Here is a 16,630-nt window from a genome sequence, read left to right as displayed (position 1 = left end):
GGAGGAGCGGAATCGGATGAACCTGACGCCTCGGGAAAAGGACAAGTTGCTGGTGGCGATGGCCGCGATCGTCGCGCGCCGGCGGCTTGACCGTGGGCTGAAGATGAACTTCCCCGAAGCGGTGGCGCTGATCACCGATTTCGTCGTGGAGGGCGCGCGGGACGGGCGCAGCGTGGCGGACCTGATGCGCGACGGCGCCAAGGTGCTGACGCGCGACCAGGTGATGGACGGCATCGCCGAGATGATCCACGAGATCCAGGTGGAGGCGACCTTCCCGGACGGCACCAAACTGGTGACGGTGCATGAACCGATCCGCGACGCGGTGAAGGCGAAGCCAGCTGCGAAGAAACCGGTGGCGAAGGCCACGGCGAAGCCGGCTAAGAAGCCTGCCGCTAAGGCGAAGAAGCCGATCACCAAGCCGAAGGGAGCCCGTCGATGATCCCGGGCGAGATCCTCCCCATGGCCGGCGACATCGAGTTGAACGCCGGCCGCGACGCGATCGAGATCGAGGTGGCGAATACCGGTGACCGCCCCGTGCAAGTCGGCAGTCACTACCATTTCGCCGAGACCAACCCGCTGCTGCGATTCGATCGCGAAATGGCGCGCGGCAAGCGCCTCGACATCGCGGCCGGTACGGCGGTGCGCTTCGAACCGGGGCAGACCCGCAAGGTTCGCCTGATTGAATTTACCGGCGCACGCATCGTGCACGGCTTTCGCGGCGAGACGGAAGGAGCGCTCTGAGCATGGCGACACGCATCTCCCGCGCCGCCTATGCCGGCATGTACGGACCCACCGTCGGTGACCGCGTACGGCTGGCCGACACGGAAATCATCATCGAGGTGGAACGCGACCTCACCACCTATGGCGAGGAGGTGAAGTTCGGCGGCGGCAAGGTGATCCGCGACGGCATGGGCCAGTCGCAGGTGACGCGCGCGAATGGTGCGATGGACACCGTCATCACCAATGCGCTGATCCTCGATGCGGTGACCGGCATCATCAAGGCGGATGTGGGCCTCAAGGACGGGCGCATCGCCGCAATCGGCAAGGCCGGCAACCCTGATACGCAGCCGGGTGTGACCATCGTCATCGGGCCGGGGACGGAAATCATCGCCGGTGAGGGGCGCATCCTGACTGCCGGTGGGATCGACCCTCATATCCATTTCATCTGCCCGCAGCAGATCGAGGAGGCACTGGCATCGGGTGTCACCTCCATGTTCGGCGGCGGCACCGGGCCGGCGCATGGCACGCTGGCGACGACCTGCACGCCGGGGCCTTGGCACCTCGCGCGCATGTTGCAGGCCGCCGAGTCCTTCCCGATGAATCTGGGCTTCCTCGGCAAGGGCAATGCCGCACTGCCCGCCGCGCTGGAGGAACAGATCAAGGCGGGCGCCTGCGGGCTGAAGCTGCATGAGGATTGGGGCACAACGCCCAAGGCGATCGACACCTGTCTGTCGGTGGCCGATGCGATGGACATCCAGGTCGCGATCCATACCGACACGCTGAACGAATCCGGCTTCGTCGAGGAGACGATCAAGGCGATCGGCGGCCGTGTCGTGCAGGCCTTTCATACCGAAGGTGCCGGTGGTGGACATGCACCGGACATTCTTCGTCTGGTGGGCGAGGCGTGCATCCTGCCCTCGTCGACCAACCCCACCATGCCCTACACGGTGAACACCGTGGACGAGCATCTCGACATGCTCATGGTCTGCCATCACCTCGACCCGCGCATTGCCGAGGATGTCGCCTTCGCGGAATCGCGCATCCGCAAGGAAACCATCGCGGCCGAGGACATCCTGCACGACATCGGCGCGATCAGCATGATGTCGTCCGACAGCCAGGCGATGGGCCGCGTGGGGGAGGTCATCATCCGCACCTGGCAGACCGCGCACAAGATGAAGGTGCAGCGCGGCCGCCTGCCGGACGAAACCGGTGAGAACGACAACCGCCGTGCCCTGCGCTACATCGCGAAGTACACGATCAATCCGGCGATCTCCCAAGGTGTGGCCGACCATGTCGGCAGCATCGAGGTCGGCAAGCTCGCCGACCTGGTGCTGTGGTCGCCGGCCTTTTTCGGCGTGAAGCCGGAGATGATCCTCAAGGGCGGGGCCATCGCCATGTCGCTGATGGGCGATCCGAATGCGTCGATCCCAACGCCGCAGCCGGTGCATTACCGGCCGATGTTCGGCGCCTGTGGATCGGCGATGCGGGCGACCTCGATGACATTCGTCTCCCAGGCGGCGATCGAGGCCGATATCGCCGGGCGGGTCGGCCTGGCGCGGCCACTCGCCGCGGTGCGCAATTGCCGTGGCGGGATCAGCAAGCGGTCGATGCTGCACAACGACGCGCTGCCGCGCATCGAGGTCGATGCCGAGACCTATGAAGTGCGCGCCGATGGCGTGCTGCTGGTCTGCGAACCTGCGAAGGCTCTGCCCATGGCGCAGCGCTACTTCCTGTTCTGACCTGGCCCTATGGCTTCGAGAGCCGCGCCCGTGCAACGAGGATGACGATGGACGAGGAAAGCACCCCCCGCGCGACCGACGTGCTGCGCGCCGGCTCCTGGCCGGAAGCGGAGGCGCGCGACGCCGTGCTGGTCGATTTCGACGACCGCTTCCGCCGCCGCAAGCTGTACACGGGGCAGGGGGGGCTCGCCTTCCTGCTCGACCTGCCGGAGGCGATGGTGCTGCGGGAGGGCGACGGCCTCGCCCTGGCCACGGGCGGCTTCGTGCGGGTGCGCGCCGCTCCCGAGCCACTGGTCGAGATCACCGCCAAGGACCACGAGCATTTTGCCCGCATCGCCTGGCATCTCGGCAATCGTCACCTGCCGACGCAGATCGACGGCGAACGCCTGCTGATCCGCGACGACCATGTCATCGTGCATATGTTGGAAGGACTCGGCGCGGTCGTACGCAAGGTGGAGGTACCCTTCGACCCGGAGGGCGGCGCCTATGGCCAGCACAACCACGACCCCGGCCAACGGCACGGCCATCACCACCACGATCACGGCGACCACGACCATCACCACGATCACGACCACAGCGACCACCACCACTGACGCGCTCTACCGGCTGCTGGCCTGGCTGAGCCCGGCCTATCCGGTTGGCGCCTATACCTACAGCCATGGCCTGGAGACGGCGGTGGAGGACGGCGCGGTGCGCGACCGCGATGATCTCGCGGCCTACATCGGCGCCGCGCTGCGCGATGGTGCCGGGCGGGTCGATGGCGCGCTGCTGGCCGCCGCGTACCGCGCCATGGCGGCGGGCAAGTCGCGCGTGCTGGACAAGGTCACCGAACTCGGCGCCGCCTGGCGCGGCACGGCGGAAACGGCGCTGGAGGCCGAGGCGCAGGGCACCGCCTTCCTGTCCGTGACACTGGCCGCCTGGCCGGAACCGCGCCTTGCGGCCTTCATGGCGCGGCATCCACGCCGCATAGTCCACGCCGTGGGCTTTGGCGCGGCGGCGGCGACGCATGGGGTCGATCTGCGTCCGGCTGTCTTCGGCTATCTGTCGGCCTTCGCGGCCAACCTGGTCTCCGCAGGGGTACGGCTGGTGCCGCTTGGCCAGACGGATGGGCAGAAGGCGACCGCCGCCCTGATGCCGGTTGTCACCGCCGCGACGGAGGCGGCACTGTCTGCCGACCTCGACCGGCTTGGCACCGCGAGCCCGGCGCTCGATCTGTTCTCGATCCGCCACGAAACCCAGTACACGAGGCTATTCAGGTCATGAAGAACGGTCCTTTCCGCGTCGGCATCGGCGGTCCCGTCGGTTCCGGCAAGACCGCCCTGACCGAGCGCCTGTGCAAGCATCTGCGCGACCGGCACGACATCGCGGTCATCACCAACGACATCTACACCAAGGAAGATGCGGAATTCCTCACCCGCGCCGGCGCGCTCGATCCGGCGCGCATCACCGGTGTCGAGACCGGCGGTTGCCCGCATACCGCGATCCGTGAGGATGCCTCGATCAACCTCGCCGCCGTCCACGACATGACGGAGAAGTTCCCCGGTCTTGAAGTGCTGTTCATCGAAAGCGGCGGCGACAACCTGGCCGCCACTTTCAGCCCGGAGCTGGCGGACCTGACGATCTACGTCATCGACGTCAGCGCGGGAGACAAGATCCCGCGCAAGGGCGGGCCGGGCATCACGCGGTCGGACCTGCTGGTGATCAACAAGATCGACCTGGCCCCGCTGGTAGGCGCCGACCTGTCGGTGATGGACCGGGATTCGCGCAGGATGCGCGGCGCGCGGCCTTTTGTCTTCACCAACCTGAAGGAGAACAGGGGCGTGGCCGAGATCGCCGATTTCGTCCTGCGCCAGGGCGGAATCGCGGCATGACCGCCCCGCGTCGCCATGCCGTGATCATCGGCATGGGCCTGATGGGCTGCGACATCGCCGCGATCTTTCTCGCCGGGGGCTGGCGCGTGACGGCGGTGGAACCGGCCGAGGCTCGCTGGCCCGATATCCAGGCGCGCGTGCGACAGTCGATCGGGCAATTGGATGGCGATCCGGCCGAAGCGGCGCATTTGGCGCTGCTGGCGACGGCCGAGGCAGCCGACTACGCCACGGCCGAGATGGTGGTTGAGGCCATCCCCGAGAAACTCGCGCTCAAGCAGGCACTGTTCGCGCAACTCGATACGCTGGTGCCGGCGGCCATCCCAATCGTCTCCAACGCATCCGGCTACCGCATCACCGACATCGCCGGTCACATCGCTACGCGCACCCGCTGCGCGAACCTGCACTTCTTCCTCCCCGCGCATCTGGTGCCCGGCGTCGAGGTCGTGCAGGGCGAGCATACCGACCCAGCGATCTGCGATGCCGTCGCCGCCATCATGGATGGCCTCGGCCGCAAGGTGATCCGCGTGGCGCGCGATGTGCCGGGCTTCCTCGCCAACCGCATCCAGCATGCGCTGATGCGAGAGGCATTCTCGGTCATCGACCAGGGCCTCGCCACCGCGGAGGATGTCGACAACGCCGTGCGCTATTGCTTCGGCTTTCGCTACCTGGCCGCCGGGCCGATCACGCAGAAGGAACTGGCGGGGCTGGAGACGCAGCTCGAAGCCGGGCGGACCATCTATCCCTCCCTGTGCAACAGCCCGGATCCGAGCCCCACCCTGGCGCGGCTTGTGGCGGAAAACCGCCTCGGGCCCAAGACCGGACGCGGCTTCCGCGACTGGCCGGCGGATGTCACGGCGAAGGAACGGGCGCGATATGAACGCGCGCTGCTCGCCGCTGTCCGCATCCTGAAGGAAGAAGGTTGACGGGCGGGCCTGGCCGCTTCCACCGTCCGCGCAGAATAGGGAGGAACCATCATGGCGGACCCGATCCCGTATCGGCCGATCGCGGCCGGCAGCCAGCCACCGCTCGACCTGCCGAGCTACCGCAGCACGGCGAACCGGCATCCCACCGCTGCGCCGATCCGCATCCCCACTACCCTGACGGAGGCCTCGGCGCCGCGCTTCGCCACGGCGTGGTACGCGCCGCATGACGACATGTCGGTGGTGGATGGCAGGACGGCGATGGGTGAGCGCATCATCGTCGCCGGCCGCGTGACCGACGAGAATGGTCGCCCATTGGCCAAGGCGATGGTCGAGGTCTGGCAGGCCAATGCCTCCGGCCGATACCACCATGCACGCGACCAGCACGATGCGCCGCTCGACCCGAACTTCCTCGGGCGCGGGAGGGTCTTCACGGATGAGGATGGCACCTACCGCTTCACCACGGTTCGGCCGGGGGCCTATCCCTGGCGCAACCCGGGGCCGGGCTGGCGGCCGCAGCATATCCATTTCGGCCTGCATGGCGCCGGTTTCGCGCAGCGCATGATCACCCAGATGTATTTCCCGGGCGACCCGCTGCTGGCCTTCGACGCGATCTTCCAGGGCAGCGGCGACGCCGCGGCACGCGGTCGACTGGTCGCGGATCTGGACCCGGCGCTGATGCAGCCGGACTGGGCCCTGGGCTATCGCTTCGACATCGTCCTGCGCGGCCGCGCCGCCACGCCCTTCGAGAATGCCTGACATGACCCACGCGACCGCCAGCCAGACCGCCGGCCCCTACTGGCACATGATCGACTTTCCCGAATGGGCGGACCTGCTGCGCGCCGACGGTCCCAATGCGACCGCGGCCGGGGATCGGATCATCCTGACCGGCCGCATCACCGACGGCACCGGCGCCGTGGTGCCGGATGCGCTGGTTGAGATCTGGCAGGCCGATGCCGATGGCCGCTACGATTCGGCGTTCCACGGCTTCGGCCGCTGTGCCAGCGACGCCGAGGGCGTCTATCGCTTCGTTACCTTGAAGCCTGGCGCGGTGCCTGGGCCAGGCAACAGCACCCAGGCGCCGCACATCGTCATCGCCATCTTCGCCCGTGGCCTGATGGCCGGGGTGACGACGCGCGCCTATTTCGCCGGCGATGGGCGGCTGACCGAGGATCCGATCCTCGCCTTGGTGCCGCAGGCGCGGCGCGGCACGCTCATCGCGCAGGCGGCGGGCGGCGGCGCTTGGCGGCTCGACATCCGGCTGCAGGGGGAAGGGGAGACCGTCTTCCTCGAGGCATAACCGCGCTGCGTTGCAGCAAGAATCAGCGCATTGCCGATACATGCGCCTTGGGGCAGCATCAGCCCAAGCCGTGGAACGGCGGGGAGTGACGAACCGGAATGACTATCGCGCTTGAGCGGCCGCCCGTTGCCGGTCGCAGCATGGCTGATCTTGATGGAATCGGCGTTTTGTTCCACGCCACGCGGCATCCAGCCCAAGGGAGGCCGTGCGCGTGAAGCCGACCGACATCACATCCCCCGACTACTTCCACAAGGTCGTCGATTGCCAATGGGCCTGCCCGGCGCATACGCCGGTGCCCGAATACATCAGGATGATCGCGGCCGGGCGCTACGCCGACGCGTACATGGTGAACTGGCAGTCGAACGTCTTTCCGGGAATCCTCGGCCGCACCTGCGATCGCCCCTGTGAGCCCGCCTGCCGACGTGGCCGCGTGGAGGAGGAACCGGTCGCGATTTGTCGCCTCAAGCGCGTCGCGGCCGACAACAAGGGTGATGTCAGCCATCGGATGCCGCCGATCCCGCAGCAGCGGAACGGAAAGCGGATTGCCTGCATCGGCGCCGGGCCGGCCAGCCTGACGGTGGCGCGCGACCTCGCACCGCTCGGTTATGAGGTGCATGTCTTCGACAGCGCATCCAAGGCGGGCGGCTTCATCCGCCAGCAGATCCCGCGCTTCCGCCTGCCCGAGGAAGTGATTGACGAGGAATGCGGCTACATCCTCGACCGCGGCGGCGTGGTCAGCCACATGAACCGGCGGGTGGACAGCCTGAAGGGGCTGCTCACGGACGGCTATGATGCGGTGTTCGTCGGCTCCGGTGCGCCGCGCGGACGAGAGTTGGACGTGCCGGGGCGCGCCGAGGCTGCGGCGAACATCCATCTCGGCATCGACTGGCTGTCCTCGGTGTCCTTCGGCCATGTCACCTCGATCGGTAAGCGGGTCATCGTCCTGGGCGGTGGCAATACCGCGATGGATTGCTGCCGCTCCGCCCGCCGGCTCGGCGGCGCGGAGGTCAAGGTCGTGGTCCGTTCGGGCTTCGAGGAGATGAAGGCGTCGCCGTGGGAGAAGGAGGACGCGCTTGGGGAGGGCATCCCCATCCTCAACTTCCTGGTGCCCAAGGAAGTGCTGCACGACCATGGCCGGCTGACCGGCATGGTGTTCGAGAAGGTCGCCGCGCAATATGACGACAAGGGCCGCCGCCAATTGCTGCCGACCGGCGAGCCGGACGTGACCATTGAATGCGACGACGTGCTCGTCGCGATCGGCCAGGAGAACGCCTTCCCCTGGATCGAGCGCGATGCCGGCGTCGACTTCAACCGCTGGGGCCTGCCCGTGCTGCACGAAGCGTCGCTGCAATCGACGCTGCCGCAGGTCTTCTTCGGCGGCGATGCAGCATTCGGGCCGAAGAACATCATCTGGGCGGTCGCCCACGGCCATGACGCGGCGCTGTCGATCGACCTGTTCTGCCGCGGGGAGGACGTGAAGAATCGTCCTTCGCCGGAGACCACGATCGCCAGCCAGAAGATGGGCATCCATGAATGGGCCTATGACAACGAGGTCTCGCTCGACCTGCGCTTCAAGGTGCCGCATCTGCCGGCCGAGAAATCGCTGCGTGACATCACCGCGGAAGTCGAACTCGGCTTCGACCGGGAGATGGCGTTCCATGAGACGCAGCGCTGCCTTAACTGCGACGTGCAGACGGTGTTCAACGCCAAGACCTGCATCGAATGCGATGCCTGCGTCGACATCTGCCCGACCGACTGCATCACCTTCACCGAGAATGGCGCGGAGGACGATCTGCGCTCGCGCCTTAAGGCGCCGGCGGTGAACCTATACCAGGACCTGTATGTGCAGGACGGCCTGAAGACGGGCCGCGTGATGGTGAAGGACGAGGACGTCTGCCTGCACTGCGGCATGTGCGCCGAGCGCTGCCCGACCGGTGCCTGGGACATGCAGAAATTCCTGCTCGAGACAGCGAAGCCGAAGGCGCACGCATGCCACAGCCGCTAACCGCGACGAACGACTTCGTCGTCAAATTCGCCAACGTCAACGGGTCCGGTTCCGCTTCGGCCAACGGGCTCTTCGCGAAATCCATCATGCGGATGGGTATCCCCATCGCATCGCGCAACATCTTCCCGTCCAACATCCAGGGGCTTCCCACCTGGTTCGAGGTGCGTGTGTCCGAGGCCGGCCACATGGGCCGTCGCGGCGGCGTGGACATGATGGTCGCGATGAACCCGCAGACCTGGGACCGCGACGTCGCCGAGATCGAGCCAGGCGGCTACCTGTTCTACGATTCGACGCGTCCGATGCCGAAGTCGAAATTCCGCGACGACATCAACGTCATCGGCGTGCCGCTGACCGAGATCACCAACGCCGCCTATTCAGACCCGCGGCAGCGGCAGCTGTTCAAGAACATCGTCTATCTCGGTGCGCTGTCCGCACTGCTCGACATGGAAGCGGAAGCCGTCCAGCAATCCATCGCCGCCCAGTTCAAGGGCAAGGAGAAGCTGGTCCCGGCGAACTACGCCGCGTTGGAAATGGGGCGCAACTGGGCCCAGGCGAATCTGCAATGCCCGATCGGCCTGACGCTGAAGCGTGCCGACAAGGTCGGCGACCGCATCTTCATCGATGGCAACGGCGCTGCTGGCCTCGGCGCCGTCTATGGCGGGGCGACGGTCTGCGCCTGGTATCCGATCACGCCTTCCACTTCGCTCGCTGAAGCCTTCGAGAAATACTGCACGCGCCTGCGCAAGGACCCCGAGACCGGGGCGAAGCGCTACGCCATCGTGCAGGCGGAAGACGAACTGGCCTCGATCGGCATGGTGATCGGTGCGGCCTGGAACGGGGCGCGCGCCTTCACCGCGACATCCGGCCCCGGCGTGTCGCTGATGCAGGAATTCCTCGGCCTTGCGTACTTCGCCGAGATCCCCGCCGTGCTGTTCGACGTGCAGCGCGCCGGGCCGTCCACCGGCATGCCGACGCGCACCCAGCAATCCGACCTGCTGTCGGCTGCCTATGCCAGCCATGGCGACACCAAGCACGTCATGCTGCTGCCCGAAGACCCGAATGAATGCTTCACCTTCGGCGCGGATGCCTTCGACCTGGCAGACCGGCTGCAGACCCCGATCTTCGTCATGCTCGACCTCGACATCGGCATGAATGATTGGTTGTGCGAGCCCTTCACCTGGGATCCGAACCGCCGGATGGATCGCGGCAAGGTGCTGGATGCGGCGGGCCTCGATGCCGCGCAATCCTTCGGTCGCTACCTTGACGTCGATGGCGACGGCATTCCGTACCGGACCTGGCCGGGCACGCATCCGGACAAGGGTGCTTTCTTCACGCGCGGGACGTCGCGCGACCGGCAGGCGCGCTATACGGAGGAAGGCGCGCCCTATGTGGACAACATGCAGCGCCTGCTGAAGAAGTTCCACACGGCGAAGTCGCTGGTTCCGCGCCCGGTCATACGCCCGGCGAAGGAAAAGGCGCGTGATGGGGTCATCTACTACGGCTCGACCTCCGCCGCGATGAAGGAAGCGCTGGGCGCCCTCGAAGCCCAGGGCGTGCATCTCGATGCCATGCGCATCCGCGCCTTCCCCTTCCACCAGGATGTGGCCGACTTCATCGCGGCCCATGACCGCGTCTTCGTGGTGGAACAGAACCGCGACGCGCAGCTGCGCACGCTGCTGGTCAATGAGGAAGAGATCGACCCGGCGAAGCTGGTGCCGGTGCTGCATTACGACGGCACGCCGATCACCGCCCGCTTCATCCAGGCTGCCATCGCCGATCGCGCGTCGTCGGCCAATGTCCTGCCGTTCCGCAAGGCCACGCCATGACCTTCCTGCCCAAGCCCAAGCTGCATCACCCGAAGCTGCCGACGAATTCGGTCGGGCTGACGCGGCGCGACTATGAAGGTGCCATCAGCACGCTATGCGCAGGCTGCGGGCATGATTCGATCAGCGCCGCGATCATCCAGGCGTGCTTCAACCTGGCGATCCCGCCGCACCGCATCGCCAAGCTTTCGGGGATCGGCTGTTCGTCCAAGACACCGACCTACTTCCTCGGCGCCGCGCACGGCTTCAATTCCGTCCATGGGCGTATGCCATCGGTGCTGACCGGGGCGTACCTGGCGAACCGTGACCTGGTCTATCTGGGCGTGTCGGGCGATGGCGACAGTGCCTCGATCGGCTTCGGCCAGTTCGCCCATTCCATCCGCCGCGGCGTGAACATGACCTACATCGTCGAGAACAACGGCGTGTATGGGCTGACCAAGGGCCAGTTCTCCGCGACCTCCGACCTCGGATCGATCGCGAAGAAGGGCACCGTCAACACCGACCAGCCGATCGACCTCGCAGCCATCGCTGTGCAATTGGGGGCGACCTTCGTCGCGCGCTCCTTCTCCGGCGACAAGGAGCAGTTGGTGCCGCTGATCGAGGCCGCTCTGCTGCATGAAGGCGCGGCCTTCATCGACGTGCTCAGCCCCTGCGTCGCCTTCAACAACCACCCCGGCAGCACCAAGTCCTACGACTATGTGCGTGAACACAATGACGCGCTGAACAAGCTCGACATCATGTTGAACCGCAGTGAAATCACCGTCTCCTACGCGCCCGGGGAGGTGACGGACGTGGTGCAGCATGACGGCTCGGTACTGCGCCTGCGCAAGCTGCATGAAGGCCACGACCCCACCAACCGCGCCTCGGCCATGCACCACATCCTGGAACGCAAGGCGGCCGGAGAGATCGTCACCGGCCTGATCTACGTCGATCCGGAGCCTTCGGCGCTGCACGAACATCTCGGCACCGTCGCCGGGCCGCTCAACGCATTGGGCGATGTGGATCTGTGCCCGGGCGTGGATGCGCTGGCGAAGGTGAACGCGTCGTTGCGCTGATGCGATGCGCCGGTCCGGCATCCTGTTCCCGGACCGGCGCGACGCCGGGCAGCGGCTGGTGCCGCTGCTCGCCGGGCTCGGGCTGCGTGATCCCATCGTCTACGGTCTGCTGCGCGGCGGGGCGGCGGTGGCTGCGCCGATCGCAAAGGCGTTGCACGCGCCGCTGATCCCCTTCCTGGTGCGCAAGCTTGGCGTGCCCTGGCATGCCGAACTTGCCCTCGGCGCGCTGGCCGAGGGTACCGCAGAACCTCTGCTCAACGCCGACATCATCGCCGCCTGCGGGCTAACCGAGGCGGACATCGCGACGGCCCGCGCCCGGGCGGAACAGGAACTCCGACGCCGGCAGGCGATGTATCTGACAGACTTCGACCGACCCAATCCGGAGGGGCGTTCGGCCATTCTGGTGGATGACGGTCTCGCCACGGGTGCCAGTGCCCGCGCCGCGTTGCGTGCGTTGCGCCAGCAGGGAGCGACACCGCTGATCCTGGCGATACCTGTAGCACCGGCGGACAGCATCGCGGCGTTGCAGGCCGAATGCGACCGCATCGTCTGTGCCGAGGTGAGCGAGATCCCGTTCGGCATCGGCGGCTGCTACGCCGATTTCCACCAACTCGAGGATGAGGAGGTGCTCGCCCTGCTGCTCGCCGCCTCACGGAAGGACCAGCCATGATCGCGATCCCCGCCGCCGGACGCTCGCCTGCCGAAATCATGGCCGACCTCACGGCCCGCAAGGTGGGGGACCGCGACTGGCGGCGCGGCCGGCTCGCCGTCTACTTCTACTGGCTGGACGAGGAACTCGAACGCGTCCAGCAGGAGGCCTACTTGGCCTTCTGGACCGAGAACAACCTTGGCCAGCGCGCCTATCCCTCGCTCAAGACGATCGAGGATGAGGTGGTCGGTATGGCGCTGTCGCTGCTCGGCGGTGGTGCCGGGGCCGGCGGGACCTTCACCTCGGGTGGGTCGGAGAGCATCTTCCTCGCCATGATGGCGGCGCGGAACAAGGCGCGCGCGCAGCGTGGGATCACGCGGCCGAACATCGTCCTGCCCAACAGCGCGCATCTCACCTTCGACCGTGCGGCGGAAGCATTGGGTATCGAGGTGCGGCGCGTGCCGATCGGCGCCGACCTGCGCGCGGTTGTCGAGGCGATGGCCGCGCGGATGGATGCCGACACGGTCGCTCTCGTCGGCTCCGCGCCGAACTACCCCTTCGGTACCTTCGATCCGATCGAGCAACTCGCCGAACTGGCCATGGCGCGTGGTGCCTGGATGCATGTCGATGCCTGCGTGGGCGGCTTCCTCGCACCCTATGTGCGGCGTCTCGGCCATAACGTGCCAGCCTTCGAATTGTCGGTGCCTGGCGTCACCTCGCTCTCGGCTGACATCCACAAGCACGGCATGGCGCCCAAGGGGGCCTCGCTGCTGCTGGTCGCCGATGCCGCCGATCGCGAATGGCACAAGTTCGAAAGCCGCGCCTGGCAGCGCGGACCCTATGCCGCCTACACGACCCAGGGCACGCGCCCGGGCGGCGCCGTTGCCGCGGCCTGGGCGGCGATGAATCACCTTGGCGACGACGGCTATTTGCGCTGCGCGAGGCTGATCATGGAGGCGAAGGCCATCATGACGGCGGGCATCGGCGCCATTCCGGGGCTCGCCATCCTCGAGCCGAGCGACCTGTGCATTTTCGTCTGGCGGGCCACGGACCCGGCGCTTGATGTCGGCAAGGTGGCCGCGGCGCTGGATGCTGAGGGCTGGCTGGTCGGGCGGCAGCAGGAACCCGACGGCATCCATCTGCACCTGAACCCGATCCACCGGGAGGTGGCGCAGGACTACGTCGAAGCCGTCGCCCGCGCGGTCGATGCCGCCCGTGGCGGGCACGGCGCGCGCATCGGCGCGAACGAAGGCACCTACTGACGGGGCGCGCGGCACCGTTGCTCGCGCACGCCACGGGTCGCAGCCGCTTGCGTGGGGGCGGGCGGGCTACAGGAACTTCGTGACGATATCGGTGGACGAGTTCACCCCGATCGCATCGAAATGCGCGTCCAGGAAGGTCTCGGCCCGCGCCACGCCCAGCGCCCGCAGGTGGTGCAGGAAGCCGATGCTCGCATTCATCTTCGAACTCGCATTGAAGGCGGCCAGTTCCTCCTCGGCATCGACCGTGTGGATGAAGCAGCGCAGATGCTTGTCCTTCGGCAACTGCCCCTGGTCGATGAGATCCGTCACGAAGCGGATCATCCGCATCTCCCGCATCAGGGAGGAGTTGAAGGCCAGCGTGTTCATCCGGTCGACAATGGCGCGGATGTCGCGCGGCACCTCGGGGATGTTGATCGGGTTCAACTGCACGATGACGATGTCCGGCGCGCCGCCCATGTAGATCAGGGGGAAGATCGGCGGATTGCCGCAATACCCGCCATCCCAGTAGTGCTGGCCCTCGACATCGACCGTGTGGTGCAGCAGCGGCACGCAGGCCGAAGCCATCACCGCGGCGGCACTCATCTCCGCGCGCTCGAACACGCGCAGCCGCCCGGTCAGCACATTGGTCGCGCAGACGAACAGCGCGGGGCCGGGCGTGCTGCGCAGCCGCGCGAAATCCACCGTGGCTTCCAGGTGCTCGCGCAGCGGGTTCGCATTGGCCGGGTTCAGTTCATAGGGCGAGAACTGCCGCATCAGCACATCGGCGAAGCGCCACAGTGGCGAGAAATCCATATTCCCCGCGCTGAACATCTGGTCGATCGGCGTCGGCTGGATCGGCGACAGGCGCGCCATCTCGCCGATGCCCTCCCAGAACACATCGAGCCGCCGCCGCGCCTCGGCCGGCCCGCCGGCGATCAGCCCGTCGGTCAGTACGGCGGCGTTCATCGCGCCGGCGCTGGTGCCCACCACGGCCTCGACCTCGATGCGTTCATCGGCGAGCAGGCGGTCGAGCACCCCCCAGGTGAAGGCGCCATGTGAACCGCCACCCTGCAGCGCCAGCTTGATCGTCTTGCGGTTGTGCGTGGCCATGCGGTCCTACTTGCTGTCCAGCCGCGTCACGGGCGACCAGCCTGCGGGCGGCCCATCCGGGTATCGCGCGATACGAGCCGCATAGGCCGCCACCAGCGGGTCCTGTGCGGGGTCGCCGGCTTCGCGCAGCGCCTCGCTCGCGCGGGCGAACTGGCCGGCGCGGAAGCAACGGATGGCCTCGCCCCAGGCCGGCAGTCGCGCAACCAGCCCGCGATCGGCGAGCAGCGGCGCCTCCTTCGGATCGGACGCCACGGACAGGCCGACCAATTCATGCACCTCGAGTGCGTCCTGCGCGCCCTTCGCCTGCACCAGATCGACCGGGCGGAACACGAAGCCGCTGCCCGCGCCGAGGCGCGTTGCCTCCGATACCAGGATCTGCGTCCCGTACAGCTTGTTCATGCCCTCCAGCCGGGAAGCGATGTTCACCATGGATCCGATCGCCGTGTAGGCCATGCGATCGGTTGATCCGACATTGCCTACCACCGCATCCCCGCTATGCAGGCCGAAACGTGTGTGCAGGCGCGGCCAGCCGCGTGCGCTGAAGTCCTCCTCCAGCCGCAGCGTCAGGTGGCGGGCGTGCAGTGCTGCGCGGCAGCCATGCAGCGCATGCGCCAGGTCGCGCTTCGGCGCGTTCCAGATCGCCATCACCGCATCGCCGATATACTTGTCGATGGTCGCGTGATGGACCAGCAGGTCATCCGTCAGCGCCTGGAAATAGGTGGAGGTGACGTGCATCAGCTCCTCCGGATCCATGTGCTCGGCGATGGTGGTGAAGCCCTGCACGTCGGAGAACATCACAGTCAGCCGCCGGCGCTCCCCGCCGAGCTTCACCTCGGCACCCTCGGCCATCAGCTTGCGCACCAGGTCGCGGGGCACATAGACGCTGAACAGGCGTAGCGCGGATTTCATCCCGCCCATTGCCTCACCCAGGGCATTCACCTCGGCCGCCCCGCCAGGCGGCGCCAGCGGCCCGGACAGGTCGAGCCGGCGGATCGATTCCGCCTCCCGCCCAAGCCGTCGCAACGCTGCTGCGATGCGATGCGCGACCAGGGCGGCCCCTGTGCCTCCGGCCAGCAGTCCGGCGGCCGCGAGCGCCAAGGCTGCGACAGGCAGATCGGCGGCCAACCACAGCGCGGCGATCAACAACGCCACGGCCATGCCGACCAGCAGCAGCAGCATCGCCAGGAGTGGCAGGCCTCGCGAAGGTGCACTCATGCCTGCGTATCCGCCCAGGCGAGCAGCGCCTCCGCATCCGCGGAATCCATGGTGTCGAGAGCCGCCGCTGCCGCCTCCTCGCTGGCCTCATCCAGGCCGAGGCGCCGCGCCACCCCCGCATAGGCCTCCAATTGTGCGGCACGGACTTGGTCAAGGCCGAGCGCCTGCGCCGGCACGGTCGCCGGGGGCATCAGCTTCAGCAAGGCGACCCGGGCGGCATGGCTCGCGACACTGTCGGCGGATGCCTGGCCTGCCATCGAGAGCTCACGCGCCAGAAGCCGACTGAGGTGGGGCCCGAGCACCGGCAGGCTGCTGCCGAACAGGTCGGCTTCGCGGGCCAGGTGGCAGGCGAGGTCGGGGGCCTCGTGCTCCGCCCACGGCCAGGTCGTGGCGAGCACCATGCGCCGCAGCAGGGCGATGTCCTGCGCCGGCAGGTCCTGCGCCGCGGCGATCGTGGCAGCGGCATCGGCCGAGGCCCGCTCCAGCTTGCCGCGCTCCTCATGGACCCGGCCGTCGTGCAGCAGGTCATGGGCGGCCATCGCAGCGACGGCCAACGCGGCCTGATGGGTGTCGAGCAGACCGCGCCTACGCGCCGCCCCGGCCAGCCAGCCCATGGCGCGCGTGGCTTCTGCCTGATGGTGGCGGTCGTGATAGGCAGGCTCGGCTCCCGGCGGGAATCCGGCGCCGTGCCGCTCAACGGCCTCGGCAATAGCATGGGCTGTGCGTTGCACGGCAGCAGACGGCGACTGGTCGCCGCAGGCGTCCTGCAGGGCCAGCGTCACCGCGCCCGCGACATCCGGCGGTCCTTCGCGTTGCGCCAACATGGCGTGTTCGGCCTGTCGCATGGCAACGACAGGAAAGCCCGCCCGCAGGGCGAGGTCCAGAACCTCGATGCTCGTCTCGGCCGCAGCGGCCATGGCTTCCGTCGGACGTGGCCGAACACCCTAGACCGTCACGACGCCGCGTTGGGAGATTTCCGTCG

General features: G+C 67.5%; 16 protein-coding genes and 1 pseudogene. 14 read left to right on the top strand and 3 right to left on the bottom strand.

Translation table 11 applies throughout. The features are described from left to right. Positions 1 to 16 precede the first annotated feature (16 nt). The 14 genes and pseudogenes from AAFN86_RS07325 to AAFN86_RS07260 all read left to right on the top strand — a co-directional run. Positions 17 to 316, top strand: a pseudogene (locus AAFN86_RS07325) (urease subunit gamma); the annotation flags it as partial. Positions 317 to 435: 119 nt separating this feature from the next. After that, entirely contained in the window at positions 436 to 741 is a 306-nt protein-coding gene (locus AAFN86_RS07320) for an urease subunit beta (protein WP_347542619.1), read from the top strand. A gap of 2 nt (positions 742 to 743) precedes the next feature. Beyond that, on the top strand, positions 744 to 2,459 hold the full coding sequence (gene ureC, locus AAFN86_RS07315; protein ID WP_347542617.1) for an urease subunit alpha: 1,716 nt from the start codon (positions 744 to 746) through the stop codon (positions 2,457 to 2,459). Between the two features lie 47 nt (positions 2,460 to 2,506). Further along, positions 2,507 to 3,052, top strand: a complete 546-nt coding sequence (locus AAFN86_RS07310; protein ID WP_347542616.1) for an urease accessory protein UreE — start codon at positions 2,507 to 2,509, stop codon at positions 3,050 to 3,052. Next, positions 2,946 to 3,722 carry an urease accessory protein UreF gene (locus tag AAFN86_RS07305; protein ID WP_347542615.1) on the top strand — a complete coding sequence of 259 codons (777 nt, stop codon included), beginning with the start codon at positions 2,946 to 2,948 and terminating at the stop codon, positions 3,720 to 3,722. The genes AAFN86_RS07310 and AAFN86_RS07305 overlap by 107 nt, the downstream gene beginning before the upstream one ends. Continuing rightward, on the top strand, positions 3,719 to 4,330 hold the full coding sequence (ureG, locus tag AAFN86_RS07300) for an urease accessory protein UreG (protein WP_347542614.1): 612 nt from the start codon (positions 3,719 to 3,721) through the stop codon (positions 4,328 to 4,330). The genes AAFN86_RS07305 and ureG overlap by 4 nt, the downstream gene beginning before the upstream one ends. Beyond that, positions 4,327 to 5,253, top strand: coding sequence for a 3-hydroxyacyl-CoA dehydrogenase NAD-binding domain-containing protein (locus tag AAFN86_RS07295; protein ID WP_347542613.1), 927 nt, complete (start codon positions 4,327 to 4,329; stop codon positions 5,251 to 5,253). Before ureG ends, AAFN86_RS07295 begins: the two co-directional genes overlap by 4 nt. 51 nt (positions 5,254 to 5,304) lie before the next feature. Continuing rightward, positions 5,305 to 6,009: a protocatechuate 3,4-dioxygenase subunit beta gene (pcaH, locus tag AAFN86_RS07290; RefSeq protein WP_347542612.1), complete on the top strand. Its 705-nt coding sequence runs from the start codon at positions 5,305 to 5,307 to the stop codon at positions 6,007 to 6,009. Position 6,010: 1 nt separating this feature from the next. Beyond that, positions 6,011 to 6,550, top strand: a complete 540-nt coding sequence (pcaG, locus tag AAFN86_RS07285; RefSeq protein WP_347542611.1) for a protocatechuate 3,4-dioxygenase subunit alpha — start codon at positions 6,011 to 6,013, stop codon at positions 6,548 to 6,550. Positions 6,551 to 6,761: 211 nt separating this feature from the next. Further along, positions 6,762 to 8,555, top strand: coding sequence for an FAD-dependent oxidoreductase (locus tag AAFN86_RS07280; RefSeq protein WP_347542610.1), 1,794 nt, complete (start codon positions 6,762 to 6,764; stop codon positions 8,553 to 8,555). After that, positions 8,540 to 10,381: a 2-oxoacid:acceptor oxidoreductase subunit alpha gene (locus AAFN86_RS07275; RefSeq protein ID WP_347542609.1), complete on the top strand. Its 1,842-nt coding sequence runs from the start codon at positions 8,540 to 8,542 to the stop codon at positions 10,379 to 10,381. The genes AAFN86_RS07280 and AAFN86_RS07275 overlap by 16 nt, the downstream gene beginning before the upstream one ends. Further along, positions 10,378 to 11,433 carry a 2-oxoacid:ferredoxin oxidoreductase subunit beta gene (locus AAFN86_RS07270; protein ID WP_347542608.1) on the top strand — a complete coding sequence of 352 codons (1,056 nt, stop codon included), beginning with the start codon at positions 10,378 to 10,380 and terminating at the stop codon, positions 11,431 to 11,433. Before AAFN86_RS07275 ends, AAFN86_RS07270 begins: the two co-directional genes overlap by 4 nt. Before the next feature lie 4 nt (positions 11,434 to 11,437). Continuing rightward, complete coding sequence (locus AAFN86_RS07265) at positions 11,438 to 12,103, top strand: phosphoribosyltransferase family protein (protein WP_347542607.1); 666 nt, start codon at positions 11,438 to 11,440, stop codon at positions 12,101 to 12,103. Beyond that, positions 12,100 to 13,344 carry an aminotransferase class V-fold PLP-dependent enzyme gene (locus tag AAFN86_RS07260; protein ID WP_347542606.1) on the top strand — a complete coding sequence of 415 codons (1,245 nt, stop codon included), beginning with the start codon at positions 12,100 to 12,102 and terminating at the stop codon, positions 13,342 to 13,344. Before AAFN86_RS07265 ends, AAFN86_RS07260 begins: the two co-directional genes overlap by 4 nt. A 66-nt stretch (positions 13,345 to 13,410) precedes the next feature. On the opposite strand, the gene AAFN86_RS07255 is transcribed toward AAFN86_RS07260, so the two are convergent. The 3 genes from AAFN86_RS07255 to AAFN86_RS07245 are packed head-to-tail and all read right to left on the bottom strand — an operon-like array spanning position 13,411 to position 16,565. After that, complete coding sequence (locus AAFN86_RS07255; protein WP_347542605.1) at positions 13,411 to 14,433, bottom strand: patatin-like phospholipase family protein; 1,023 nt, start codon at positions 14,431 to 14,433, stop codon at positions 13,411 to 13,413. Positions 14,434 to 14,439: 6 nt separating this feature from the next. Beyond that, positions 14,440 to 15,648: an adenylate/guanylate cyclase domain-containing protein gene (locus AAFN86_RS07250; RefSeq protein ID WP_347542604.1), complete on the bottom strand. Its 1,209-nt coding sequence runs from the start codon at positions 15,646 to 15,648 to the stop codon at positions 14,440 to 14,442. Then, positions 15,645 to 16,565 (bottom strand): hypothetical protein, encoded by a 921-nt coding sequence (locus AAFN86_RS07245; protein WP_347542603.1) that lies wholly within the window; start codon positions 16,563 to 16,565, stop codon positions 15,645 to 15,647. The genes AAFN86_RS07250 and AAFN86_RS07245 overlap by 4 nt, the downstream gene beginning before the upstream one ends. Between the last annotated feature and the right edge of the window lie 65 nt (positions 16,566 to 16,630).

It is taken from the genome of Roseomonas sp. CAU 1739 (genome assembly GCF_039839775.1).
Lineage (GTDB): Bacteria > Pseudomonadota > Alphaproteobacteria > Acetobacterales > Acetobacteraceae > Neoroseomonas.
Note: the sequence above shows the minus strand (reverse complement) of the source record. Positions and strands in the feature narration are given on the sequence as shown.